Origin of the sequence: Shouchella xiaoxiensis (assembly GCF_016907895.1) — a bacterium.
Lineage (GTDB): Bacteria > Bacillota > Bacilli > Bacillales > Bacillaceae_D > Shouchella > Shouchella xiaoxiensis.
Genome location: NZ_JAFBCV010000016.1, coordinates 49396 through 66932 on the forward strand (window position 1 = coordinate 49396; position 17537 = coordinate 66932).

At 43.5% G+C, this 17537-nt stretch carries 20 protein-coding genes; 17 read left to right on the forward strand and 3 right to left on the reverse strand.

The genetic code is table 11. The features are described 5' to 3' along the window. Positions 1-21 precede the first annotated feature (21 nt). Complete coding sequence (locus tag JOC54_RS19365; RefSeq protein WP_204468450.1) at positions 22-1296, reverse strand: AAA family ATPase; 1275 nt, start codon at positions 1294-1296, stop codon at positions 22-24. A 170-nt stretch (positions 1297-1466) separates the two neighbouring features. On the opposite strand from JOC54_RS19365, the gene JOC54_RS19370 reads away from it, so the two are divergent. Then, positions 1467-2291 carry a sugar phosphate isomerase/epimerase family protein gene (locus JOC54_RS19370; RefSeq protein WP_204468453.1) on the forward strand — a complete coding sequence of 275 codons (825 nt, stop codon included), beginning with the start codon at positions 1467-1469 and terminating at the stop codon, positions 2289-2291. Positions 2292-2540: 249 nt separating this feature from the next. On the opposite strand, the gene JOC54_RS19375 is transcribed toward JOC54_RS19370, so the two are convergent. Both JOC54_RS19375 and JOC54_RS19380 read right to left on the reverse strand, forming a co-directional pair. Next, complete coding sequence (locus tag JOC54_RS19375; protein WP_204468456.1) at positions 2541-3527, reverse strand: ROK family protein; 987 nt, start codon at positions 3525-3527, stop codon at positions 2541-2543. An 80-nt stretch (positions 3528-3607) separates the two neighbouring features. Continuing rightward, complete coding sequence (locus JOC54_RS19380) at positions 3608-4231, reverse strand: DapH/DapD/GlmU-related protein (protein ID WP_239586847.1); 624 nt, start codon at positions 4229-4231, stop codon at positions 3608-3610. 201 nt (positions 4232-4432) lie between these two features. On the opposite strand from JOC54_RS19380, the gene JOC54_RS19385 reads away from it, so the two are divergent. The 16 genes from JOC54_RS19385 (at position 4433) to JOC54_RS19450 (ending at position 17531) form a co-directional block, all read left to right on the forward strand. After that, positions 4433-5176 (forward strand): IclR family transcriptional regulator, encoded by a 744-nt coding sequence (locus JOC54_RS19385; RefSeq protein ID WP_204468461.1) that lies wholly within the window; start codon positions 4433-4435, stop codon positions 5174-5176. Positions 5177-5195: 19 nt separating this feature from the next. After that, positions 5196-6146, forward strand: coding sequence for a sugar kinase (locus tag JOC54_RS19390; protein WP_204468463.1), 951 nt, complete (start codon positions 5196-5198; stop codon positions 6144-6146). Between the two features lie 14 nt (positions 6147-6160). Then, on the forward strand, positions 6161-6784 hold the full coding sequence (locus JOC54_RS19395) for a bifunctional 4-hydroxy-2-oxoglutarate aldolase/2-dehydro-3-deoxy-phosphogluconate aldolase (protein WP_204468465.1): 624 nt from the start codon (positions 6161-6163) through the stop codon (positions 6782-6784). A gap of 16 nt (positions 6785-6800) precedes the next feature. Beyond that, on the forward strand, positions 6801-7949 hold the full coding sequence (dgoD, locus tag JOC54_RS19400) for a galactonate dehydratase (protein ID WP_204468467.1): 1149 nt from the start codon (positions 6801-6803) through the stop codon (positions 7947-7949). A gap of 28 nt (positions 7950-7977) precedes the next feature. Then, entirely contained in the window at positions 7978-9330 is a 1353-nt protein-coding gene (locus JOC54_RS19405; RefSeq protein ID WP_204468469.1) for a GntP family permease, read from the forward strand. 280 nt (positions 9331-9610) lie between these two features. Further along, entirely contained in the window at positions 9611-9913 is a 303-nt protein-coding gene (locus JOC54_RS19410; RefSeq protein ID WP_204468471.1) for a hypothetical protein, read from the forward strand. A 227-nt stretch (positions 9914-10140) separates the two neighbouring features. Next, the gene (locus tag JOC54_RS19415) at positions 10141-10584 is read left to right on the forward strand and encodes a VOC family protein (RefSeq protein ID WP_204468473.1); all 444 of its coding nucleotides are present in this window, start codon (positions 10141-10143) and stop codon (positions 10582-10584) included. Between the two features lie 36 nt (positions 10585-10620). Next, positions 10621-10890, forward strand: a complete 270-nt coding sequence (locus JOC54_RS19420; protein WP_204468475.1) for a hypothetical protein — start codon at positions 10621-10623, stop codon at positions 10888-10890. A 55-nt stretch (positions 10891-10945) separates the two neighbouring features. Next, positions 10946-11110 carry a hypothetical protein gene (locus JOC54_RS19425; protein ID WP_204468477.1) on the forward strand — a complete coding sequence of 55 codons (165 nt, stop codon included), beginning with the start codon at positions 10946-10948 and terminating at the stop codon, positions 11108-11110. Between the two features lie 462 nt (positions 11111-11572). Further along, the gene (locus JOC54_RS19430; protein ID WP_204468480.1) at positions 11573-13363 is read left to right on the forward strand and encodes an IucA/IucC family protein; all 1791 of its coding nucleotides are present in this window, start codon (positions 11573-11575) and stop codon (positions 13361-13363) included. Continuing rightward, entirely contained in the window at positions 13338-15080 is a 1743-nt protein-coding gene (locus JOC54_RS19435) for an IucA/IucC family protein (RefSeq protein WP_204468482.1), read from the forward strand. Before JOC54_RS19430 ends, JOC54_RS19435 begins: the two co-directional genes overlap by 26 nt. After that, complete coding sequence (locus tag JOC54_RS19440) at positions 15067-16293, forward strand: AMP-binding protein (protein WP_204468484.1); 1227 nt, start codon at positions 15067-15069, stop codon at positions 16291-16293. Before JOC54_RS19435 ends, JOC54_RS19440 begins: the two co-directional genes overlap by 14 nt. Further along, positions 16290-16559 carry a phosphopantetheine-binding protein gene (locus JOC54_RS19445; RefSeq protein WP_054792970.1) on the forward strand — a complete coding sequence of 90 codons (270 nt, stop codon included), beginning with the start codon at positions 16290-16292 and terminating at the stop codon, positions 16557-16559. Before JOC54_RS19440 ends, JOC54_RS19445 begins: the two co-directional genes overlap by 4 nt. Further along, positions 16552-16692 (forward strand): DUF6005 family protein, encoded by a 141-nt coding sequence (locus JOC54_RS23265; RefSeq protein WP_275582729.1) that lies wholly within the window; start codon positions 16552-16554, stop codon positions 16690-16692. The genes JOC54_RS19445 and JOC54_RS23265 overlap by 8 nt, the downstream gene beginning before the upstream one ends. After that, positions 16643-16819: a DUF6005 family protein gene (locus tag JOC54_RS23270; RefSeq protein WP_275582730.1), complete on the forward strand. Its 177-nt coding sequence runs from the start codon at positions 16643-16645 to the stop codon at positions 16817-16819. The genes JOC54_RS23265 and JOC54_RS23270 overlap by 50 nt, the downstream gene beginning before the upstream one ends. After that, the gene (locus JOC54_RS19450) at positions 16761-17531 is read left to right on the forward strand and encodes a DUF6005 family protein (RefSeq protein ID WP_275582731.1); all 771 of its coding nucleotides are present in this window, start codon (positions 16761-16763) and stop codon (positions 17529-17531) included. Before JOC54_RS23270 ends, JOC54_RS19450 begins: the two co-directional genes overlap by 59 nt. The last annotated feature ends 6 nt before the right edge of the window (positions 17532-17537 follow it).

Consider the following 17537-nt stretch of genomic DNA (forward strand, 5'->3'; position numbering starts at 1 on the left):
GACTGAGTGATGCTTTTTGCTTTAATTAAATCCAACGCGTCCGTCTTTCTTATCGAGCCAGTTGCGGTTGCGGCTCTTGCGGTTTGCTCCTTTCATTTGTTCCAGCCAATGATTGATGCGAAAGTTGCCGAGTGTGTGCCAGTCTGTTGCCGCACTAATGAACAGCTCTTTTAATTGGGCAAACGAGAATCCGTCTGTGTCAGAGGCAATCTCACTGATCAATTCTGCGCTCATCATGTCACTGAAGCCAACTTTTTGTAAATATTCTTCACGCAACGATTGTGTTGGTAAAGGTATTTCATAGCCACGGTCAAAGCGACCAGCTCGATTGATTAACCCAGGATCAATTTCTTCAGGAAAATTGGTTGTGCCAATTAAAAACAAGCCTTCTTTGGACGTTGCTCCATCAAGTGTGTTCAAGAAAAACGAGCGTGCTTCTTTTGGCATCGCATCAATATCTTCAACAACAAGGATCATCGGCGCAAGTCGTCTAGCAGACTGAAATACTTCGTTAATCGTTTCACTCGATGTAAACTCGGTAATTTGCCAGTAGGCAACAGGGGCATCAATGCTTTTTGCAACAGACTTAACCAGCGTCGTTTTTCCGTTTCCAGGCGGTCCGTATAGCAAAATGCCGCGCTTATAAGGAATGTCATAGCGAGTGAAAAACGAGCGATCTTCGGTAAAAAATTGATCAAGCAAACCGTAAATTTCCTGTTTGGTTTCTGCATTCATTACAACATCTTCGCGGTCAACCGAATGAGTGACGGGCTGGTGCTTTTGTTGAAGCCCTTCATAACTATCGGTAAAGGTCAGCACTTCCTGTTTGCTTTTTTCCCATAGGCGTTCGCGCATCGACTCAAGAAATTGTTGCATTCGTTCATTGTCGGTTGCGAGCACACATTGAATACCGTAAATGCTTGTATCATCAAAGGCGGGAATCTTTGCAAAGGCAACGCCTTCGTTCGGGTAAGCGTAGACATGGTTTTGGATGGCCCGATGAACGGCAAATGTTGGATTGTCCATCGTTTCATCGTATTCAAATGTATAGTTTTCGAGCATGTCAAGAATTTGCGCTACATGCTCAACGCGATCGCTTTCACTTTTTACATCTTCTTCAAGAACGGTCCACACTTCAAAGTGGGCATCGTCTGTGCTGTAGGGCATGTAAGTTTCACCGTATTTTTCAAATAGAGCGGTGCGAATGCCTGACATGATCGAACCAAATAGCTCATAGTTTTTACTTAATAACGGTTGAGACTGATTAAACTGATGAATAACGTTCAAATGATCCATTCCTCTTTTCTTTCGTTTCTATTAATCTATTATAGTATGAAAAAAGTAGAGTGAATAGCAAAATAAAAAGAAATAGGTACGATAAAGCGCTTGCAAAAAAGGAGAAAACACGCTAGACTCAACATATTAAATGTTCTTTACTATGTAATGAATAGAGAGGGGAATCATCTGTGCGGTTTTTATCGGTAACAACATGGAGTTTGAATAGGTTGCTTGGGTCGTTGCAATGGAATGAGTGGGATGATGCACATAAGAAAATCGTGACGCGTGTTGAAGAGAAACCAGAGGTGCATTCGCTGCTTGAACTGCCGCAACTCCTTGTGGAAAAGGGCTATGAAGCAATGGAAGTCATTCATCCTCATTTTCCATCAACTGAGTTAAGCTACTTAGAAGAGCTCCGGCAGGCAGTGGAAAAGGCAGGCATCCGTTTTTACACGCTATTAATTGATTATGGAGACATCAGTAGTGAAGATCCGCTTCGTCAAGCGGCAGATGTACAGTTTCTGAAAGAGTGGATTGATGTCGCTGCTGCGGTTGGTGCTGAGCATGTTCGCATCATTGGTGGTGAGGCAGAGCCTGATGCAAAGAAACAGCTTCAGACCGCGTCGGAGCAATTAAACGAGATTTGTTCATATGCACAAACAAAAGGCGTGGGCGTGTTAACCGAGAATTTCAAACGGTTAACGTCGACAGCGGAAAACTGTTTATACTTAAACGAGCAGACAGCGATTGCTGGCTTAATTACCGATTTTGGCAATTTTTCTGGGGAGTCCAAGCTTCATTCCATTCAAGAAACACTACCTCATAGCAAATCGATTCATGTAAAAGCACTCCAGCTTGACGATGGATCAATTGATCAAGCAGAGCTAGAACAATGCCTTGAGCTTGTCGTGCAAGGGGACTATTCTGGCCCATTGACGATTGTCTATGACGGACCAGATGACATGTGGTCAGGTATTAAAGACGTTGAAGAAATCGCTAAATACTATTTGTAAAGAAATGAAGAGAATGGGGCCTAAAGTAGCTTTTGAAAAGACACATAGCTGAGTAGCACCGCTACGGGAGAATTCCTCGCTTTCCGGGGGACTCGGCCTCAGCCGTCGCCGTGGAAAACCAGTAATCCAGAGTCTTCAGAATCTCCCTCAGCAATTTTTGTATAAAACAAATGACGAACGCTCCTATTTATCAGGAGTGTTCGTCATTTTGGTCTGTCTATCTACTTCGCCCCAGTCTCTTTTACGAAATTACAAATAGTACGGCGTTCCTTCATGGGCAAGCCAGCGCAATCCATGGGTCATGCTTTCCTGAAATTTCGTGTCAATTAAAATCTCAGGCTTGTTTGGGTGTTCAGGCAGGTGTTTGTTCGTTGACACAGCCAGGTTCATTTCGTCGCGCGCGAGCTCGTTCGAGGAGATCACGAACATATTTGGGGCAATAACCGCATTATAGACGGCAATCATTTCCGCGATATTGCGCATCAGCTCTTCATCATTTTTAGGTGCTTGTTTATCCATTAAGAAGGGGAGATATTTTCCTTCGCCGGCCAGTCCTAAATGACCCTCAATTAATTTCTTGTTGCTAAAAATCGTCACACCAGGCGTACTTTCCTGAGGATAAAAAATACCTACAATTGTTCCGTCACGCTGATAATCGCCGCGAATGCAAAAACCAATCGTTGTCAGGTGGGCATCGTTTTGGATGTTAATGGGAATGGCTGTTTTTTGCTGTAAGGCGGCTTTAATTGACCAGCCGTCAAGCTGTTGCTTCCAACTGGACGTAACGGTATCATCAAACACTTTTCCTGGAATCGAGAGCGAGATTTGCGTGATTGCCACATCACTTTCTTCTAAACATCTGGTAATTGCACCGATTAACCAATCCAGCGTAATCTCCGGTAACTCGATAAACCACGCTTGTTTTTCTGTCCCACTTAAGTTCGTTGTCTTAGCAACAAGACAAAGTGTGCCGTTAAAATCCTGAAGGGAAAGCAAGAGCATATGCTGTAGATCATATTGAAAAAAATACTCGATGGCTGGACGCCCCATTGGTTGTTGGATTAACGAACCTTCGCTAATGACGTTTTCATCAAGCAGTTCTTTCATCAACGAATTAATGGTCACAATGCTCAGCCCGCTTTTCTTAACGAGCTCAGATGCGACCATTTTTCCATTTAGAAACATCAGACGTTTAATGGTATCTAGATTCTTTTTGCGAATTAAATTTTTGCTCACAAGAGACACCCTTTATAAATGTATTTAATAAAGTATGCCTGTTATCAACCTATTTAGCAAGTAAGTCAGAAAAGGACTAGTCAGCGTTTTCTGCTTAATCGTCTTTCTTCAGCTAGATCAGCGTCTGTAATGGGGTGATCTTTTGAGTAATACCGTTGATCTTCTTCGGTAATCTTACGAATCGGCTGACACGGGTTACCAACAGCAATTGTATTAGCCGGAATGTCTTTTACAACAACACTGCCAGCTCCAATTACGCTGTTTTCACCAATCGTTACGCCAGGACAAATTGTTACACCGGCACCAATCCAACAACCATCTTTAAGGGTAACGCTGTTTGAATACATGTAGCTCCGGTAATCTGGATGAATAGGGTGGCTAACCGTAGCAATTGTTACGGCAGGACCTATTAGAACACGTTCACCAATTGAAATCACTCCGTCATCAATAAGTGTACAATTTGTATTAATGTACGATTGATCACCAATTTTAATGTTATAACCATAACAAAAGGAAAGAGGGGCTTCAATTGAAACGTTTCCTGTAATATTAAACGTTTCCCGCATTAATTTATCTTTTCGGTTTAATTCATCAGGACTTAATGTATTAATGGCCCACATTTTTAATTTTCCATCAAGACGGTCTTCAGGTAAGCCCTCGCACTGATCGGTAAACAATTTTCCTGCGGCAATGCGTTCTCTCATTGTCAAATCGATACACTCCTCTATAAAATAAAATAACTTTATTAAGTTAGTTTAATATATTGTGAAAGGAAGCGCTAGCTCTTTTTCACCTGTTTATTTAATCAGAAAGATTTTATTTGTCATACTTGTTTAATCATGTTAGACTGCAGCTATTAAAAACTACATATATGATCATATATCACATATGTGATTGAGGTGGCTATGTCGGTTAAATCTGCGGTACGTGTATTACGCATTTTTGAGTTGTTAAGCGCTAACAAAAACGGCTTAAGTATTAAAGAAATAAGTGTGCAGTTAGGGATTCCACAAAGTAGCACATCGGAACTCGTAAAAACGCTTGTTGAAGAAAATTACGTGATGGGAAAAGGGCAGCAGCACTATCTGTTAGGTCCACGATTAATTCCAATCGGTCACGCGGCAATGGAATCGCTTGATCTAGCTGCACTGGGAACAGAGGCACTGGAAGATTTAATGAGGGTAGTAGAAGAGACGGTCTTTATGGCCACGCTTGTCGATCAAGAACTTGTTTACTTAGCGAAGATTGATAGCAATCGCTCGATTCGAACTTCCGCTTATCTTGGTGGAAAAAAACCGCTTTACTGCACAGGTCTTGGCAAAGCGTATTTAGCCTTTATGCCAGAAAAGGAAAAAGAGCTCTATTTACAAGAAACGATTTTGCAACCGATTACAGACGGGACGATTACGGATAAAGACGAGTTAAAGCGAAAGCTCGCACACTATTTTGACCAAGGATTTTCGATTGATGATGAAGAGAATGAAGACGGATTGTATTGTCTGGCTGCTCCTGTATTCGGGGCTGCGGGGAATATGGAGGCGGCGATTAGCGTCGCTGGTCCAAAGCAGCGCATGATCAAGCAAAAAGAACGAATTGTTGATCAGTTAAAACAAACTGCACAGCTTCTCTCAGATAAGCTAGGCTACTAGAGATAAGGAGGAGATACCAATGGACGTCTTGAGCATGGGGGAAACAATGGTTTTGTTCTCACCTCGATCAACAGGGCAGATGCGCTATGAGACAGAATTTCACGCGAAAATCGCCGGGGCGGAGACGAACACGTTAATAGGGTTGCAAAAGCTAGGGCATCAAACGAGCTGGATTAGCCGGGTTGGAGCAGATGAACTCGGTCATAAAATTATTCATGCCGTTCGTGGAGAAGGTGTTGACACAACACACGTCACCTATGACAAGGAGCATGCGACGGGCTTGTTTTTTAAAGAAAAGACAATGGAAGACGTTACGACGGTTTCCTATTACCGTCAGAATTCAGCTGCGAGCACGCTCAATGAGACAGCAATTGAGACAGTTGATGTCGAGTCGTTTACATACGTTTATCTGACCGGAATTACGCCGGTGTTAAGCCGTAGTTGTGAAAAAGCGGTACAACAGCTTGTTGGCAAAGCAAAGCTGGCGGGTGTTCCACTCGTGTTTGACCCGAATATTCGCCGAACGCTTATTAAAGGAGAGGCGGGCAAGCAGCTGCTAAAAGAATTGATTGGAGCAGCGAGTCTTGTTCTACCGGGTAAAGAAGAAGGGGCGTTTTTATTTGGAACGCCCGATGAAAAAGAAATAGCCAACCACTGCCTAGAGCTCGGAGCAAAAACCGCTATTGTGAAACTTGGAGCAGATGGTGCTTATTATAAAGGTGAAAAAACGAGCGGGTATGTGAACGCGTTCCCTGTCTCCCGTGTTATCGACCCAGTTGGCGCAGGTGATGGGTTTGCGGCTGGTCTGCTCTCGGGTCTGCTCGATAAGAGGTCCTTACAAGAAGCTGTTCAACGAGGTTGTGCCGTTGGAGCAATGGTGACGCAAGTGAACGGTGATATTGAAGGGCTACCAACAAGAGCGCAGCTAGAAGCGTTTATGCAATCCAAACGCACAGATGTTTTACGCTAAAGAGGAGGGGTTTGATGAATACGCTTGATGCCATTAAAACACATCAGCTGATCGCCATCATAAGAGGTGCTAATGAAGAAGACATTCTTCCAATCGGTCAAGCTTTGCAAGACGGAGGGGTGAAGCTAGTTGAAGTTACGCTAAACACGGCAAATGCTTTAGCCGGGATTAGACGCTTAAAAGAGGCATTTGGTGATGAAATGAAAATCGGTGCTGGGACCGTACTTGATCCTGAATCAGCGAAAGCGGCAATTGACGCAGGCGCAGACTTTATCTTAGCTCCGAGCGTGAAGCTTGAGACGATCCAGCTAACGAAGCGTTACGGTAAGGTCAGTATTCCCGGTGCATTCACGCCGACGGAAATTGTAACCGCATTCGAAAACGGTGCCGATTTGATTAAAGTATTTCCTGCAAGTGTTGGAGCCCAGTATTTCAAAGACTTAAAAGGGCCGTTGCCTCATATTCCACTCGTGCCAACGGGTGGTGTGAACGAGACGAATATTCAAGCATTTAAACAAGCAGGGGCGACGGCGTTTGGAATTGGTAGTTCCCTCGTTGATACGAAGCAAGAAGTAACAGAAGACTATTTAGAAGCGTTAACAAAAAAAGCAGCCCATTTTGTAAAGCTTATACAGTAAGAGAGGATGAGGAGAAATGAAGATCACAAGCTATGAATTGTTTCAAGTGCCACCAAGATGGTTGTTCTTAAAAATTGAAACCGATGAAGGTGTGACGGGTTGGGGTGAACCCGTTATAGAAGGCCGAGCGGCTACGGTAAAAACGGCGGTCGATGAGCTGATGAATTATTTAATCGGTAAAGACCCACTTCAAATTGAGGACCACTGGAACGTGATGTACCGCAGTGGATTTTACAGAGGTGGTCCAATCTTAATGAGTGCCATATCAGGAATTGACCAAGCTTTATGGGACATCAAAGGAAAGCATTTAGGTGTACCGGTGCATCAGCTGCTTGGCGGAAAAGCGAGAGAATCCATTAAAGTCTACTCGTGGATTGGTGGTGACAGACCATCCGATGTGGGAGCGGCGGCAAAAGCCGTTGTTGATCAAGGGTTTAAAGCGATAAAAATGAACGGAACCAATGAACTTCAGTACGTTGATTCCTATGAAAAAATTGACCGCGTTCTGGAAAATGTCAGCGCAATTCGCGAAGCGGTTGGACCGTACATTGGAATTGGAATTGATTTTCACGGCAGAGTTCATAAGCCAATGGCCAAAATTCTGGCAAAAGAGCTAGAACCATTCCGGCCGATGTTTATCGAGGAACCAGTTTTACCAGAGAATAATGAAGCATTACGTGAGATTGCCAATCACACCGTGATCCCAATCGCAACGGGTGAAAGAATGTATTCCAAGTGGGATTTTAAGAAGTTGCTGACGGACGGTTATGTTGATATTATTCAACCCGATTTGTCTCATGCAGGAGGGATTACAGAGAATAAGAAAATCCTCTCAATGGCAGAAGCATTTGATGTGGCAGCAGCACCTCATTGCCCATTAGGACCGATTGCATTAGCATCTTGCTTACAAGTAGATGCGACCTGTCACAATGCCTTTATTCAAGAACAGAGCTTAGGTATTCATTACAACCAAGGCTCAGACTTACTCGATTACCTTGAAGATGCCAGCGTATTTCAGTACGAAGATGGCTACGTTGCTATTCCAGATAAACCAGGTTTAGGTATTGAGATAAATGAAGCCCATGTCCGTAAGATGGCAGAGGTCGGACATGACTGGAAAAATCCAGTATGGAGACATAAGGATCACAGCGTTGCAGAGTGGTAATGGATAGAAAGAAAGAGAGGGATCAAACATGTCTTCATTAGGGTTAATCCTCGTCACGATTGTCGGGATTGCGGTACTTCTATATTTAATTATGCATTCAAAGATGCAAGCGTTTCTTGCGCTATTGATTGCTAGTATTTTTATTGGGATCTTTACTGGAATGGATCCAACATCGTTAATTGAAACAATGGAAGAAGGAATGGGTGGAACCCTCGGCTTTATTGCCATCGTCGTTGGGCTTGGTGCGATGTTTGGTGAAATGTTACGAACATCTGGAGGGGCAGAACGATTGGCCTTTACGTTGGTTGATCGGTTTGGAGAAAACCGGGCTCAGTGGGCGTTAGCGTTAACAGGGTTTATCGTCGCGATTCCTGTATTTTTAGATGTGGCCCTCGTTATTTTACTTCCAATTGTTTATAGTTTAGCGATGCGAACAGGCAAATCACTCCTTTATTATGCAATTCCTTTACTAGCAGGTCTTGCGGTGGCGCATAGCTTTATCCCACCTACACCAGGGCCAATTGCGGTTGCATCCGTTCTAGGCGTAGACTTAGGCTGGATGATGTTGTTTGGTATTATTGCAGGACTTCCGGCGATGATCATTGCTGGTCCGTTGTTTGGTCGTTGGATCGGGAAGCGTGTCCATGTCGGCGTCCCGGCACATATTGTTGAAGCAACGAAACAAGAAGAAGAATCAAAAAAAGAATTACCTCGTTTCGGGCTCATTTGCTTTATTATTTTATTGCCCCTAGCTATGATTCTATTAAATACAGCAGGAGACGTCATTTTAAAAGAAGGTACAACAACGCATCAAATTCTTACATTCGTAGGTCATCCATTTATCGCCTTAATCGTGGCGACGTTACTAGCGATGTATTTCTTAGGAAAACGCCGTGGAGCAACGAAGGAACAAATTCAAACGATGACAACAAAAGCCCTTGAACCAGCAGGAATTGTCATCTTAATCACTGGAGCAGGTGGCGTCTTTAAAGAAGTCCTGATTCAAAGCGGTGTTGGTGATGCGATGGGTGAACTAATGGCTTCATCTGGCTTCCCACTGGTGTTACTAGCCTTCTTAATTGCAACTTTTGTAAGGGTGGCACAAGGTTCGGCAACGGTTGCGATGATTACTGCAGCTGGACTCGTTTCACCAATCATCGACATGGTCGACTTATCACAGCCATCCTTAGCATTAATTGCGATTGCGATTGCTTGTGGTGCAACTGTTCTTTCTCACGTAAACGACTCTGGTTTCTGGCTAGTTAGTCGTTTCCTTGAAATGTCTGAGAAGGATACGTTGAAATCATGGACGGTAATGGAAACCATTATCGGTGGTGTCGGTTTCCTTGTCGTGTTTGGGTTAAGTTTCTTCTTTTCATAAACGAATGACTTTTGATTAGGAATTTAGAATGACGTTAGTATAAAGAAAAAGAGTTTGGACCCAAAATCATAAAGGTTCAAACTCTTTTCTTTGTCGTTAGACTCCATGAGAGAAAGCATGTGTTTAAAATGGTTTGTAAACCCTTCAAACCCTTTATTCACATGCGTACCACTCTTAGCTGTTCTTTCCGAAAAAATTAATTTTCTGATTTACGGATTATGATGAGCGAGTCAAACAAAAAGTCCGTGAAACAACAGGTTTTTTAGATGAATGGCTAGATGTGTTGTCAGGCATTCGAACAGGGGTAACGACGCTTCAGTTTCGTTATCCGCTTTTAGTTGATGAGTTACGCCCCTATATTGATTCTTTGCTATTTGATGGATTCGCCTTTTACAACGTCCACTTATATAATTCGTCTGCCAATTCAATCTTAAAAGAAATGCAAATCGTGTTTGAAGACGTAGGCGTCCAGCTTTCCGAGCATGAAGCGGATTTTGTGAACGTACTTGAAGAGAAAGCGAAGCAGGTCAAGTCAAATATGAATGTGCTTGAACTGCAAGTCGAGCGGGGAACGTTTTTGTAATGAAGGAGCTAGATGCTAGAGCGGATTGAGGAGGAGGCGAAGCCAGCTTCTTCCTTTTTTGCATCGGGTAAATGCGTGTGGTCGTCTGAGTGCGCGTCTTTTTCAGCAAGTTGCTTGCTGTTTCTTGCAACGAGAGATTCATTCTTCCTTTTTAGAAGAGAGACTTTTGATATTATTTTACGTTATGATAATAAAAAAGCAGAATGAATAAAAGGAGCCGTGCTTGTATGAATCGAATTAATTTAATCGCGCTAGGTGTTAGAAATATTGCAGCTTCACTCCGTTTTTATCGTGAGATTGGATTTGAAGCCTCAGTGACTGGAGACGATGAAAGCCCCGTTATCGTTTTCTTCAAAAATGAAGGCTCGAAACTAGAGTTATTTCCGATTGAAGAACTCGCGAAGGACATTAACCCTGACAACCCGCCTGCACTCTCAACGGGGGGCTTTTCGGGATTTACGCTTGCGTACAATGGTAAATCGAAAGCAGAAGTCGATACGAGTTTTAATCGAGTAAAAGAAGTTGGGGCAACTATAGTAAAGGAACCTCAACCATTGTCATGGGGCGGTTACGGAGGCTATTTTATTGATCCTGACGGCTATTACTGGGAAGTCGCGTACGGTGAAGTATGGGAATTTGATGAGTCAAATATGTTAATTATTAACGATTAGGGTTGTGGCAGGCAACGGTAGGATGGAGAATTGGCGATGAAGCGTTTCTTAAATAACTTTAAATGCACGTGGTTTTTAATCGTCTTACTCTCGATTCTTTCCTTGTCGTTTACGCAATTTTATTCGAATAATGTGCTCCCATTTTTGTTACTTTCAACGGCATTTGTCACGTCCATTTTTTTATTTGAACGCATGTTTAACCGAAAAGGCGATCTAGATAAGCAAAAAGGCTTAAAGATGTTGGTTGTCTGGCCAGCGCATTTGCTTGTTTATACAGCGTTGGTTATAACCGTGTTTACAGAATAGGAATAGGTTGTGGCGCTGGTTTTTTCAACTTTTAGCTTGAAAAGGAGGTTACCCGTTGAAGCTCATTTCGGATCAAAATGAATATGGAGTTGGAGCATGTATTGTTGATTATTTGATTTTAGTAGTAATGTCTTTGGTAACCTTAAAACGATTTAAATACGTTGAGAAAAGAAAAGAGTCTTTACGGGCTAAGATTAAAGATGAAGTGTATAAAGTTTAATATCCAAGTGAGTTCGCTTGAGGCTACCCCTTTGCTTACAATGGAACATCTTTATCTTCACGTAATCTCGTAACAATAAAAATAGAGGACAAATGTCTAGAAGAACCGCCCCCTGCTAAATAGGACAGGGGGTGGTTCTTGTTTATGTCTCAAATTTTCATGCTAATAGTTTGCTGCTAAAAATAGGCTTAAACAGAATCATATAGTGTTTAATAAGTTCGTCAAAGTTAAAAGAAAGTCCTTTCGCTATGAAAACACGTAGATATGTAGTTAAATCCCGCTGCTAGCTTATAGTTGTTAAAAACATAGGTACTTGGAATTAATTACAAATAATTATTGAAAATGAGAATCATTATCAATATAATAACGTTATAGACCACCATACAAAGCGTAAGAGGTCTTTTATTTTTCGAGTTGAGTGAGAATGAATTTCAATTAGTTGAGAGAGGAAGGATAGGCTTTATGCAGTATTCTGCAAAATGTATAGCTGAAAATGCCTCTTTGCAAGCGTTTCTAAATAGTTATCTGCGAGAAACGAAGAGTGGAGATATCGTATCTACTCGTTTGAATAAAAAAGAGAAGCAAAGCAAAATCCTGCAATCGCCGCAAATGCTAATTCTCCAATTGCCACGCCAGCGTACGCAGCTACGAATCGAAGTTTGGTATGAGTCGCTTGTAGGTCGGCATACGTTTGGAACGGTCATAAAAGAAGAGGAAGACGGCTCTTGGCACCAGCAGGAACCGCTTGCTGTCCTAATTATGCTTATTCAAGAATTACACCTCCAAGCTTCGAAAGAGGGAAATGTCTCTTGTTTTGATGAATGCCTTGTGCGCATGCTTGAAAGCTATCATTCGATGTGTACGTATCTTGAACATTATTTAGACGCTGAGAAAGATGTACATGACCCTAATCAATTGTTTATTGAAGCGGAACAATCGCTTTTATTCGGTCATTGGCTTCATCCAACACCAAAGAGCCGTCAGGGCATGGCTTTTTGGCAGCATGCGGCTTATGCGCCAGAATTGAGCGGTGAGTTCCAGCTTTATTATTTCTTTGTTCATCATTCCATTCTTCAGCAGGAATCAATTCTTGAGCAAAGTGTATGGGAAATAGTAACGGAGAATGCCGAGCTAGACGCTTTGGACGAAAAGTGGTTTCCGTTTCCGATGCACCCACTGCAGGCTCAGTTTTTACTTGATCAGCCTCATGTGAAGGAAGCAATTCGATCCGGATTGATTCAAGATTACGGTCCGAGCGGAGAATCTTTTACGGCAACCTCCTCCTTGCGAACGGTTTTTAATCAAACAAGTAGCTGGATGTACAAATTTTCTATCCCAGTCAAAGTAACGAATTCACTAAGAGTCAACAAGCGACATGAACTGCGCGCTGGTATTTTCATTGAAAAAGTGCTGAACCAGGCTTCTTGGAAAAGTGAAACCTGTCACCTGATTGCGGATCCGGCTTATGCAACCGTGTTGTTGCCAGATCTGAACGAAACAGGTTTTGAAATGATTATCCGCGCAAATCCGTTTACGAACGGCGGCAGAGGTGTGACAACAATTGCTGCGCTGGTACAGGACCCTTTACCTGGCAGTGATTCAAAGCTAGCTATAATTATTAAACAGCTGGCCCAGAAAGAACGGCGTTCAATTTGCGCTATGAGTGAGAAGTGGTTTAGCACCTATCTAGAAAACGCGGTGATCCCGTTAATCATGCTCTATGACGAACTAGGTATCGCGCTTGAAGCTCACCAGCAAAACAGCTTGCTTGATGTAAGTAGCGGCTATCCGGCGCACTATTATTACCGCGACAACCAAGGCTACTATCTCGCTAAATCTTACCGGAGGAAGCTGATGGAAAGAGAGCCCGACTTGCGGCATGCTGAAGGTTTGTTTTATGACGATGCGCTAATTGAAGACCGCTTTACATACTACTTACTGTTGAATCAAATTTTTGCGGTCATTCACCGCTTTGGTGTTGATCAATTGTTAGATGAGTCTCGACTGCTGACATTGTTGCACGACCGCTTAACAACTTGTGCGCAAGCGTGTATGGGGGTAGGGAAATCTTTTATCCACTCAGTGTTAACAAAAGAACGTCTCGCTTTTAAAGCCAACTTGCTTACGCGCTTCCATGATGTTGACGAATTAGCAGAAGCACTGGAGCAGGCCGTCTATGTCACGATTCCTAATCCGTTTCTGAATGGTTTGCAAAAGGAGGTCTATCATGGCGATACCGTCGCAGCTACCTAGCAAAAACGAACAGCGCATTATCCGCCAATTGGTAGAGTCGATCTTGTTTGAACGGCTTTTGCCTTATCAGGAGTCCGATTTGCAAGAGGATTGGAAGTTGTTCTCTATCACAGGGGCTAAGCGAACCTATCAATGTCTTGGCAAGCGTGCTGCCTTTGACCGTGTCCGCCTGCAAGGAATGCCTCTTATTTCAAGGAGTGATGGTTTTCAGGCAATCCCGACACTAGCTGAAATTGTTGAAGATGCCCCTTTATCCAAGGAAAACCAGCTAGCACTCCTACATGAACTGGAGCAAACTGCCCAGTTGTCAGACTGGAATGATGCGCATATTTGTAAGCTGCCATCAAGACGCGATTTGTCTTATGAGCAGTTGGAATCGGCACTAAGTGAAGGGCATCCCTACCACCCTTGTTTTAAAGCGCGAACCGGTTTTACGACCGCTGATCATCGCGCTTATGGCAATGAAGCAGATGAGGGGTTTATGCTGACCTGGATCGGTATAAAGAAAGAGGCTGTTGCCATCTACTTTCCGGAGGAAGAGCATAGCTTTTGGCAGCGAGAACTTGGCTACGGGCAGTGGAGTACGATTGTCAAAGCGCTCTGTCAAGCAGGTGGACAGCTAACGGAATACCGTCTGTTTCCAGTTCATCCGTGGCAGTGGAACTGGGTACAGAAAAAGGAATTAAAAAAAGCGCTTGCGAAAAAAGACATTCTCTTCATCGGTCAATTTGGTTCATCCTATCGCGCAACCCATTCGTTACGGACATTGTTCAATCGCGATGCACCAGAAAAGGCTCATCTTAAACTGCCGCTTCATGTGATGAATACATCATCGATTCGAACCATTGAGCCTGAGAGCGTTGCGGCAGCCCCGAAACTGTCTGCTTGGCTGAGGGGAATTGTCGCACAAGATGGTACGTTAACAACGAAGTATGATGTACGGGTGCTGAGTGAATATGCGGGTGCTGCCTATGAACCGGCAGAGCCCTCATCGTTGAGCAAGGAACTGAATTTCTTGTTTCGTGAAAGTGTTGCTAGCCATCTACATCTAAGTGAGACGGCGATTCCTTTTAATGCGCTAGCTTTACAGGAGAAAGACGGGGAGTTATTTATTGCCCGTTCAATCGAGACATATGGCATTGAAGCCTGGCTCGAGCAGCTAATTGAGGTTAGCGTCATCCCGATCATCCATTTATGTGCTGTTCATGGAATTGCGTTAGAGGCGCACGGCCAGAATATGATCTTAATCGAGGAAAGAGGCTGGCCGAAAGGGATTATGCTGCGAGATTTTCATGAAAGTGTGGAGTATTACGAACCGTGGATTGAAGATAAAGTCGCTATCCCGCCATTTGCCCAGCTCCACTCCGCTTTTAAAAAAGGAAAAGACGATCAGTATTACTGGATGTCTTCACCCGAGGCATTACGGGAACTTGTGATGGATACACTGTTCGTTTACCATTTAGCGGATTTGTCGTGGCAGCTTGAACAAAGCCAGCAGCTAGCTGAGCATCGGTTCTGGGAAGTCGTCAATCGTTGTCTAACACGTTATTTTGATAGTGGAATCGTTTCAGAAAAAAGGCTTAAGGCACTCGATTTTGATGCCAGCGTTATTGCGACTGAATCGTTATTCAAAAAAAAATGGACAGGGGTACGAGAAAGCTCACACCTGATAAAAAATTCGCTTCATAAGGAGGTTAACCAGCATGTTTATCGTTGATGAGCAGCCCTATGGAAAAGCAGACTACGAACGGTTTGTGAATCGATTAACGGAAGATCCAATCTGGGGCAAGGCGGAAAGGTGGCGGATTGCGTTTTGTCCAGAAGACATTGGCGAATGGATCATGCTTGTCTACTATTTAAAAGAGAAACAAGGAAGTATCGTTCCGATCCATCCGTCCATGCCCTTTGAAGGGGCAAAACTGGTCGCGCAAGAGGCGGGCTGTACGTATTTATACTACCAGTCAACCGGACTACCGGTCGTACTAAATGAAGTAGAAACGAGACATGAAAGAGGGATCGTTCAGTTCAGCTCAGGGACAACGGGGTTACCGAAGCAACTTGTGCGGAGCTGGGCGTCGATCGAGCAAGAATTAAACGCTTATCGCGAAGCATGGACGGATCATGTTCATGATACCGTCATCGTTGCTTGTCCCATCACTCATTCATATGGCTTAATAAGTGGTGTTCTTGCTGGCCTTGAGCAAGGAAAAAACGTTGTGATTGTCACGACACAAAATCCAAAATATGTGTTAGCACAAACGCTAACATACCCAAACCATGTCCTGTACGCCGCGCCGCCGTTGCTTCATATGCTTGCGAAGTTAACCAAGCAAAAGCTTAATGGCGTGATGACATCAGGTACCCGCCTCCCGGATAAATGGTTTAGAATCATTCAAGCTGCAAGTCGCTTTATTATGCAGCAATATGGTTGCTCAGAAGTGGGCTGTATCAGTGTCGCAACAAATGTAAGTCATCCAGATGAAATAGGAAAACCATTGTCTCATCACATCGTCAAGGCAGGCACACGAGAACAGCCAGCTGTGATAGAGATTCAGCGTCAGGAAGGAAGATGCAACACAGGTGATCTCGGATTCATCGGTCAGAATGGGACGCTTTATTTTGTAGAACGGGTTAGTGATGTCATGATTGTTGCCGGTGCAAATGTTTACCCGCATGAGGTTGAGCGTGTTCTCCTGCAGCATAAGCGGATTGAAGATGCTGTTGTTTACAAGAAAGTCGACTCTCTTTCCGGTGATCGAGTCTGCGCGCAGGTTGTAGCATCTGATTTGGAAGAAAGCAACGTGAGAAACTGGTGCGCTACCTATCTAGCTCTTTATCAAATTCCTAAAGAGATTCATTTTGTAGATGCAATAGAAAAAGGCGCAAATGGAAAAATAAATCGCAAACAGATTGGTGGTGGCACGCTATGACCTATGAACAAGCAGTCGAGACAATCCATTTCATTATGAAAACCGAGCTCGATTTACATACATTGGATTCCTTTCACGAATTCGCTCGCTTAAATGAAGATTTAGCGGTTGATTCAGTGATGATCTTACAAATTTTATTAGAGCTTGAAATGGAATACGGCATTGACATTCCGGACGAGAAGCTAGAGCGCTCCATTTTCCACAGCGTCGAAAGCCTTGCTCGCTTTATTGAAGCTCAAGAAGAGTTGAAGCCGACGTATGATTAAAGTCCATTGTTTTGTGAGCTGTGTCTGTGAATTACTAAAGAAACAAGGGATTGATCATCGGCCGTACTATTTTGGCGTGTGGGATGCGGATTTTTTTCGTGGATGCGACGGGTGCCTTGACCTATCACTCTGACAATATCGATCACTCCTTTTTCAAAGAATGGTATGAGACGTTATATGGGATTACGTTGCAGGAGTGGTATGACGACACGACCGACATCAAAAGCAGCGAACGTTGCCACTTTCTTGCGCATACTTGAGGAGAAAGAGGAAGATAGCTGCGTGATGGTCATGCTTGATTTGGCCTTACTTCCGGAACGGGAAAATAAATTCCAGCAGTCGCCTTTTCCTCACTATGTCATGATTGAGCAAACGGAGCATCATGACGAGTGGATGATGTATGATCCGGATTTCCGCTGGGAAGGTCGAATAAACAAACAGCTTGTTCTTGCGGCGATCGCGTCACCCGATGTCGGTGGCGGCTATCTGTTTTCGAGTAGAGAGATTCGTCCACCAACAGATAAGACGGTGGAAGCGTATTTCCGAACCTGTATGAAAGAACAGACAAACCCATTAACGAACGCAGTGCATTCAATTGTTGATTCATTTTGGCAAGGCAGTCATAAAGAACGCTTGGCTGATTTACCACTAGCGTTAAAGCAATTACCGGTATTGGCCATTCGAAAATATGCTTATGAACACGCCTTTGCGTTCTTTTGGTTTAAGCTCCAGTTTACCGAAGCGACGTTTGAGTACTGGTGTGACAAAATTGAAGCGTTAGAACATGGCTTTAAAGCGATTCATTACCGAGCGATGAAACTAGCTAAGACGCAAACAGAACAAGACTATAATCATCTATGCGCGCAACTAAATGAACAGAACTTGCGCGAAAAAGCGATAAAACACCAGCTCGTAACTTACTTTGACCAGTGGCTTCTTGTCAAACCAGAAAAAGAACTTCAGGAAAGCTAAAGGAGG

Excerpts from the sequence above, each read along its gene's own strand:
- JOC54_RS19440 (WP_204468484.1), top strand. The coding sequence starts at position 15,067 with ATGTTTATCGTTGATGAGCAGCCCTATGGAAAAGCAGACTACGAACGG.
- JOC54_RS19445 (WP_054792970.1), top strand. The coding sequence starts at position 16,290 with ATGACCTATGAACAAGCAGTCGAGACAATCCATTTCATTATGAAAACC.
- JOC54_RS19415 (WP_204468473.1), top strand. The coding sequence starts at position 10,141 with ATGAATCGAATTAATTTAATCGCGCTAGGTGTTAGAAATATTGCAGCT.
- dgoD (WP_204468467.1), top strand. The coding sequence starts at position 6,801 with ATGAAGATCACAAGCTATGAATTGTTTCAAGTGCCACCAAGATGGTTG.
- JOC54_RS19430 (WP_204468480.1), top strand. The coding sequence starts at position 11,573 with ATGCAGTATTCTGCAAAATGTATAGCTGAAAATGCCTCTTTGCAAGCG.
- JOC54_RS23265 (WP_275582729.1), top strand. The coding sequence starts at position 16,552 with ATGATTAAAGTCCATTGTTTTGTGAGCTGTGTCTGTGAATTACTAAAG.
- JOC54_RS19420 (WP_204468475.1), top strand. The coding sequence starts at position 10,621 with ATGAAGCGTTTCTTAAATAACTTTAAATGCACGTGGTTTTTAATCGTC.
- JOC54_RS19405 (WP_204468469.1), top strand. The coding sequence starts at position 7,978 with ATGTCTTCATTAGGGTTAATCCTCGTCACGATTGTCGGGATTGCGGTA.
- JOC54_RS23270 (WP_275582730.1), top strand. The coding sequence starts at position 16,643 with ATGCGGATTTTTTTCGTGGATGCGACGGGTGCCTTGACCTATCACTCT.
- JOC54_RS19450 (WP_275582731.1), top strand. The coding sequence starts at position 16,761 with ATGACGACACGACCGACATCAAAAGCAGCGAACGTTGCCACTTTCTTG.
- JOC54_RS19380 (WP_239586847.1), bottom strand. The coding sequence starts at position 4,231 with ATGAGAGAACGCATTGCCGCAGGAAAATTGTTTACCGATCAGTGCGAG.
- JOC54_RS19365 (WP_204468450.1), bottom strand. The coding sequence starts at position 1,296 with ATGGATCATTTGAACGTTATTCATCAGTTTAATCAGTCTCAACCGTTA.
- JOC54_RS19390 (WP_204468463.1), top strand. The coding sequence starts at position 5,196 with ATGGACGTCTTGAGCATGGGGGAAACAATGGTTTTGTTCTCACCTCGA.
- JOC54_RS19385 (WP_204468461.1), top strand. The coding sequence starts at position 4,433 with ATGTCGGTTAAATCTGCGGTACGTGTATTACGCATTTTTGAGTTGTTA.
- JOC54_RS19395 (WP_204468465.1), top strand. The coding sequence starts at position 6,161 with ATGAATACGCTTGATGCCATTAAAACACATCAGCTGATCGCCATCATA.
- JOC54_RS19435 (WP_204468482.1), top strand. The coding sequence starts at position 13,338 with ATGGCGATACCGTCGCAGCTACCTAGCAAAAACGAACAGCGCATTATC.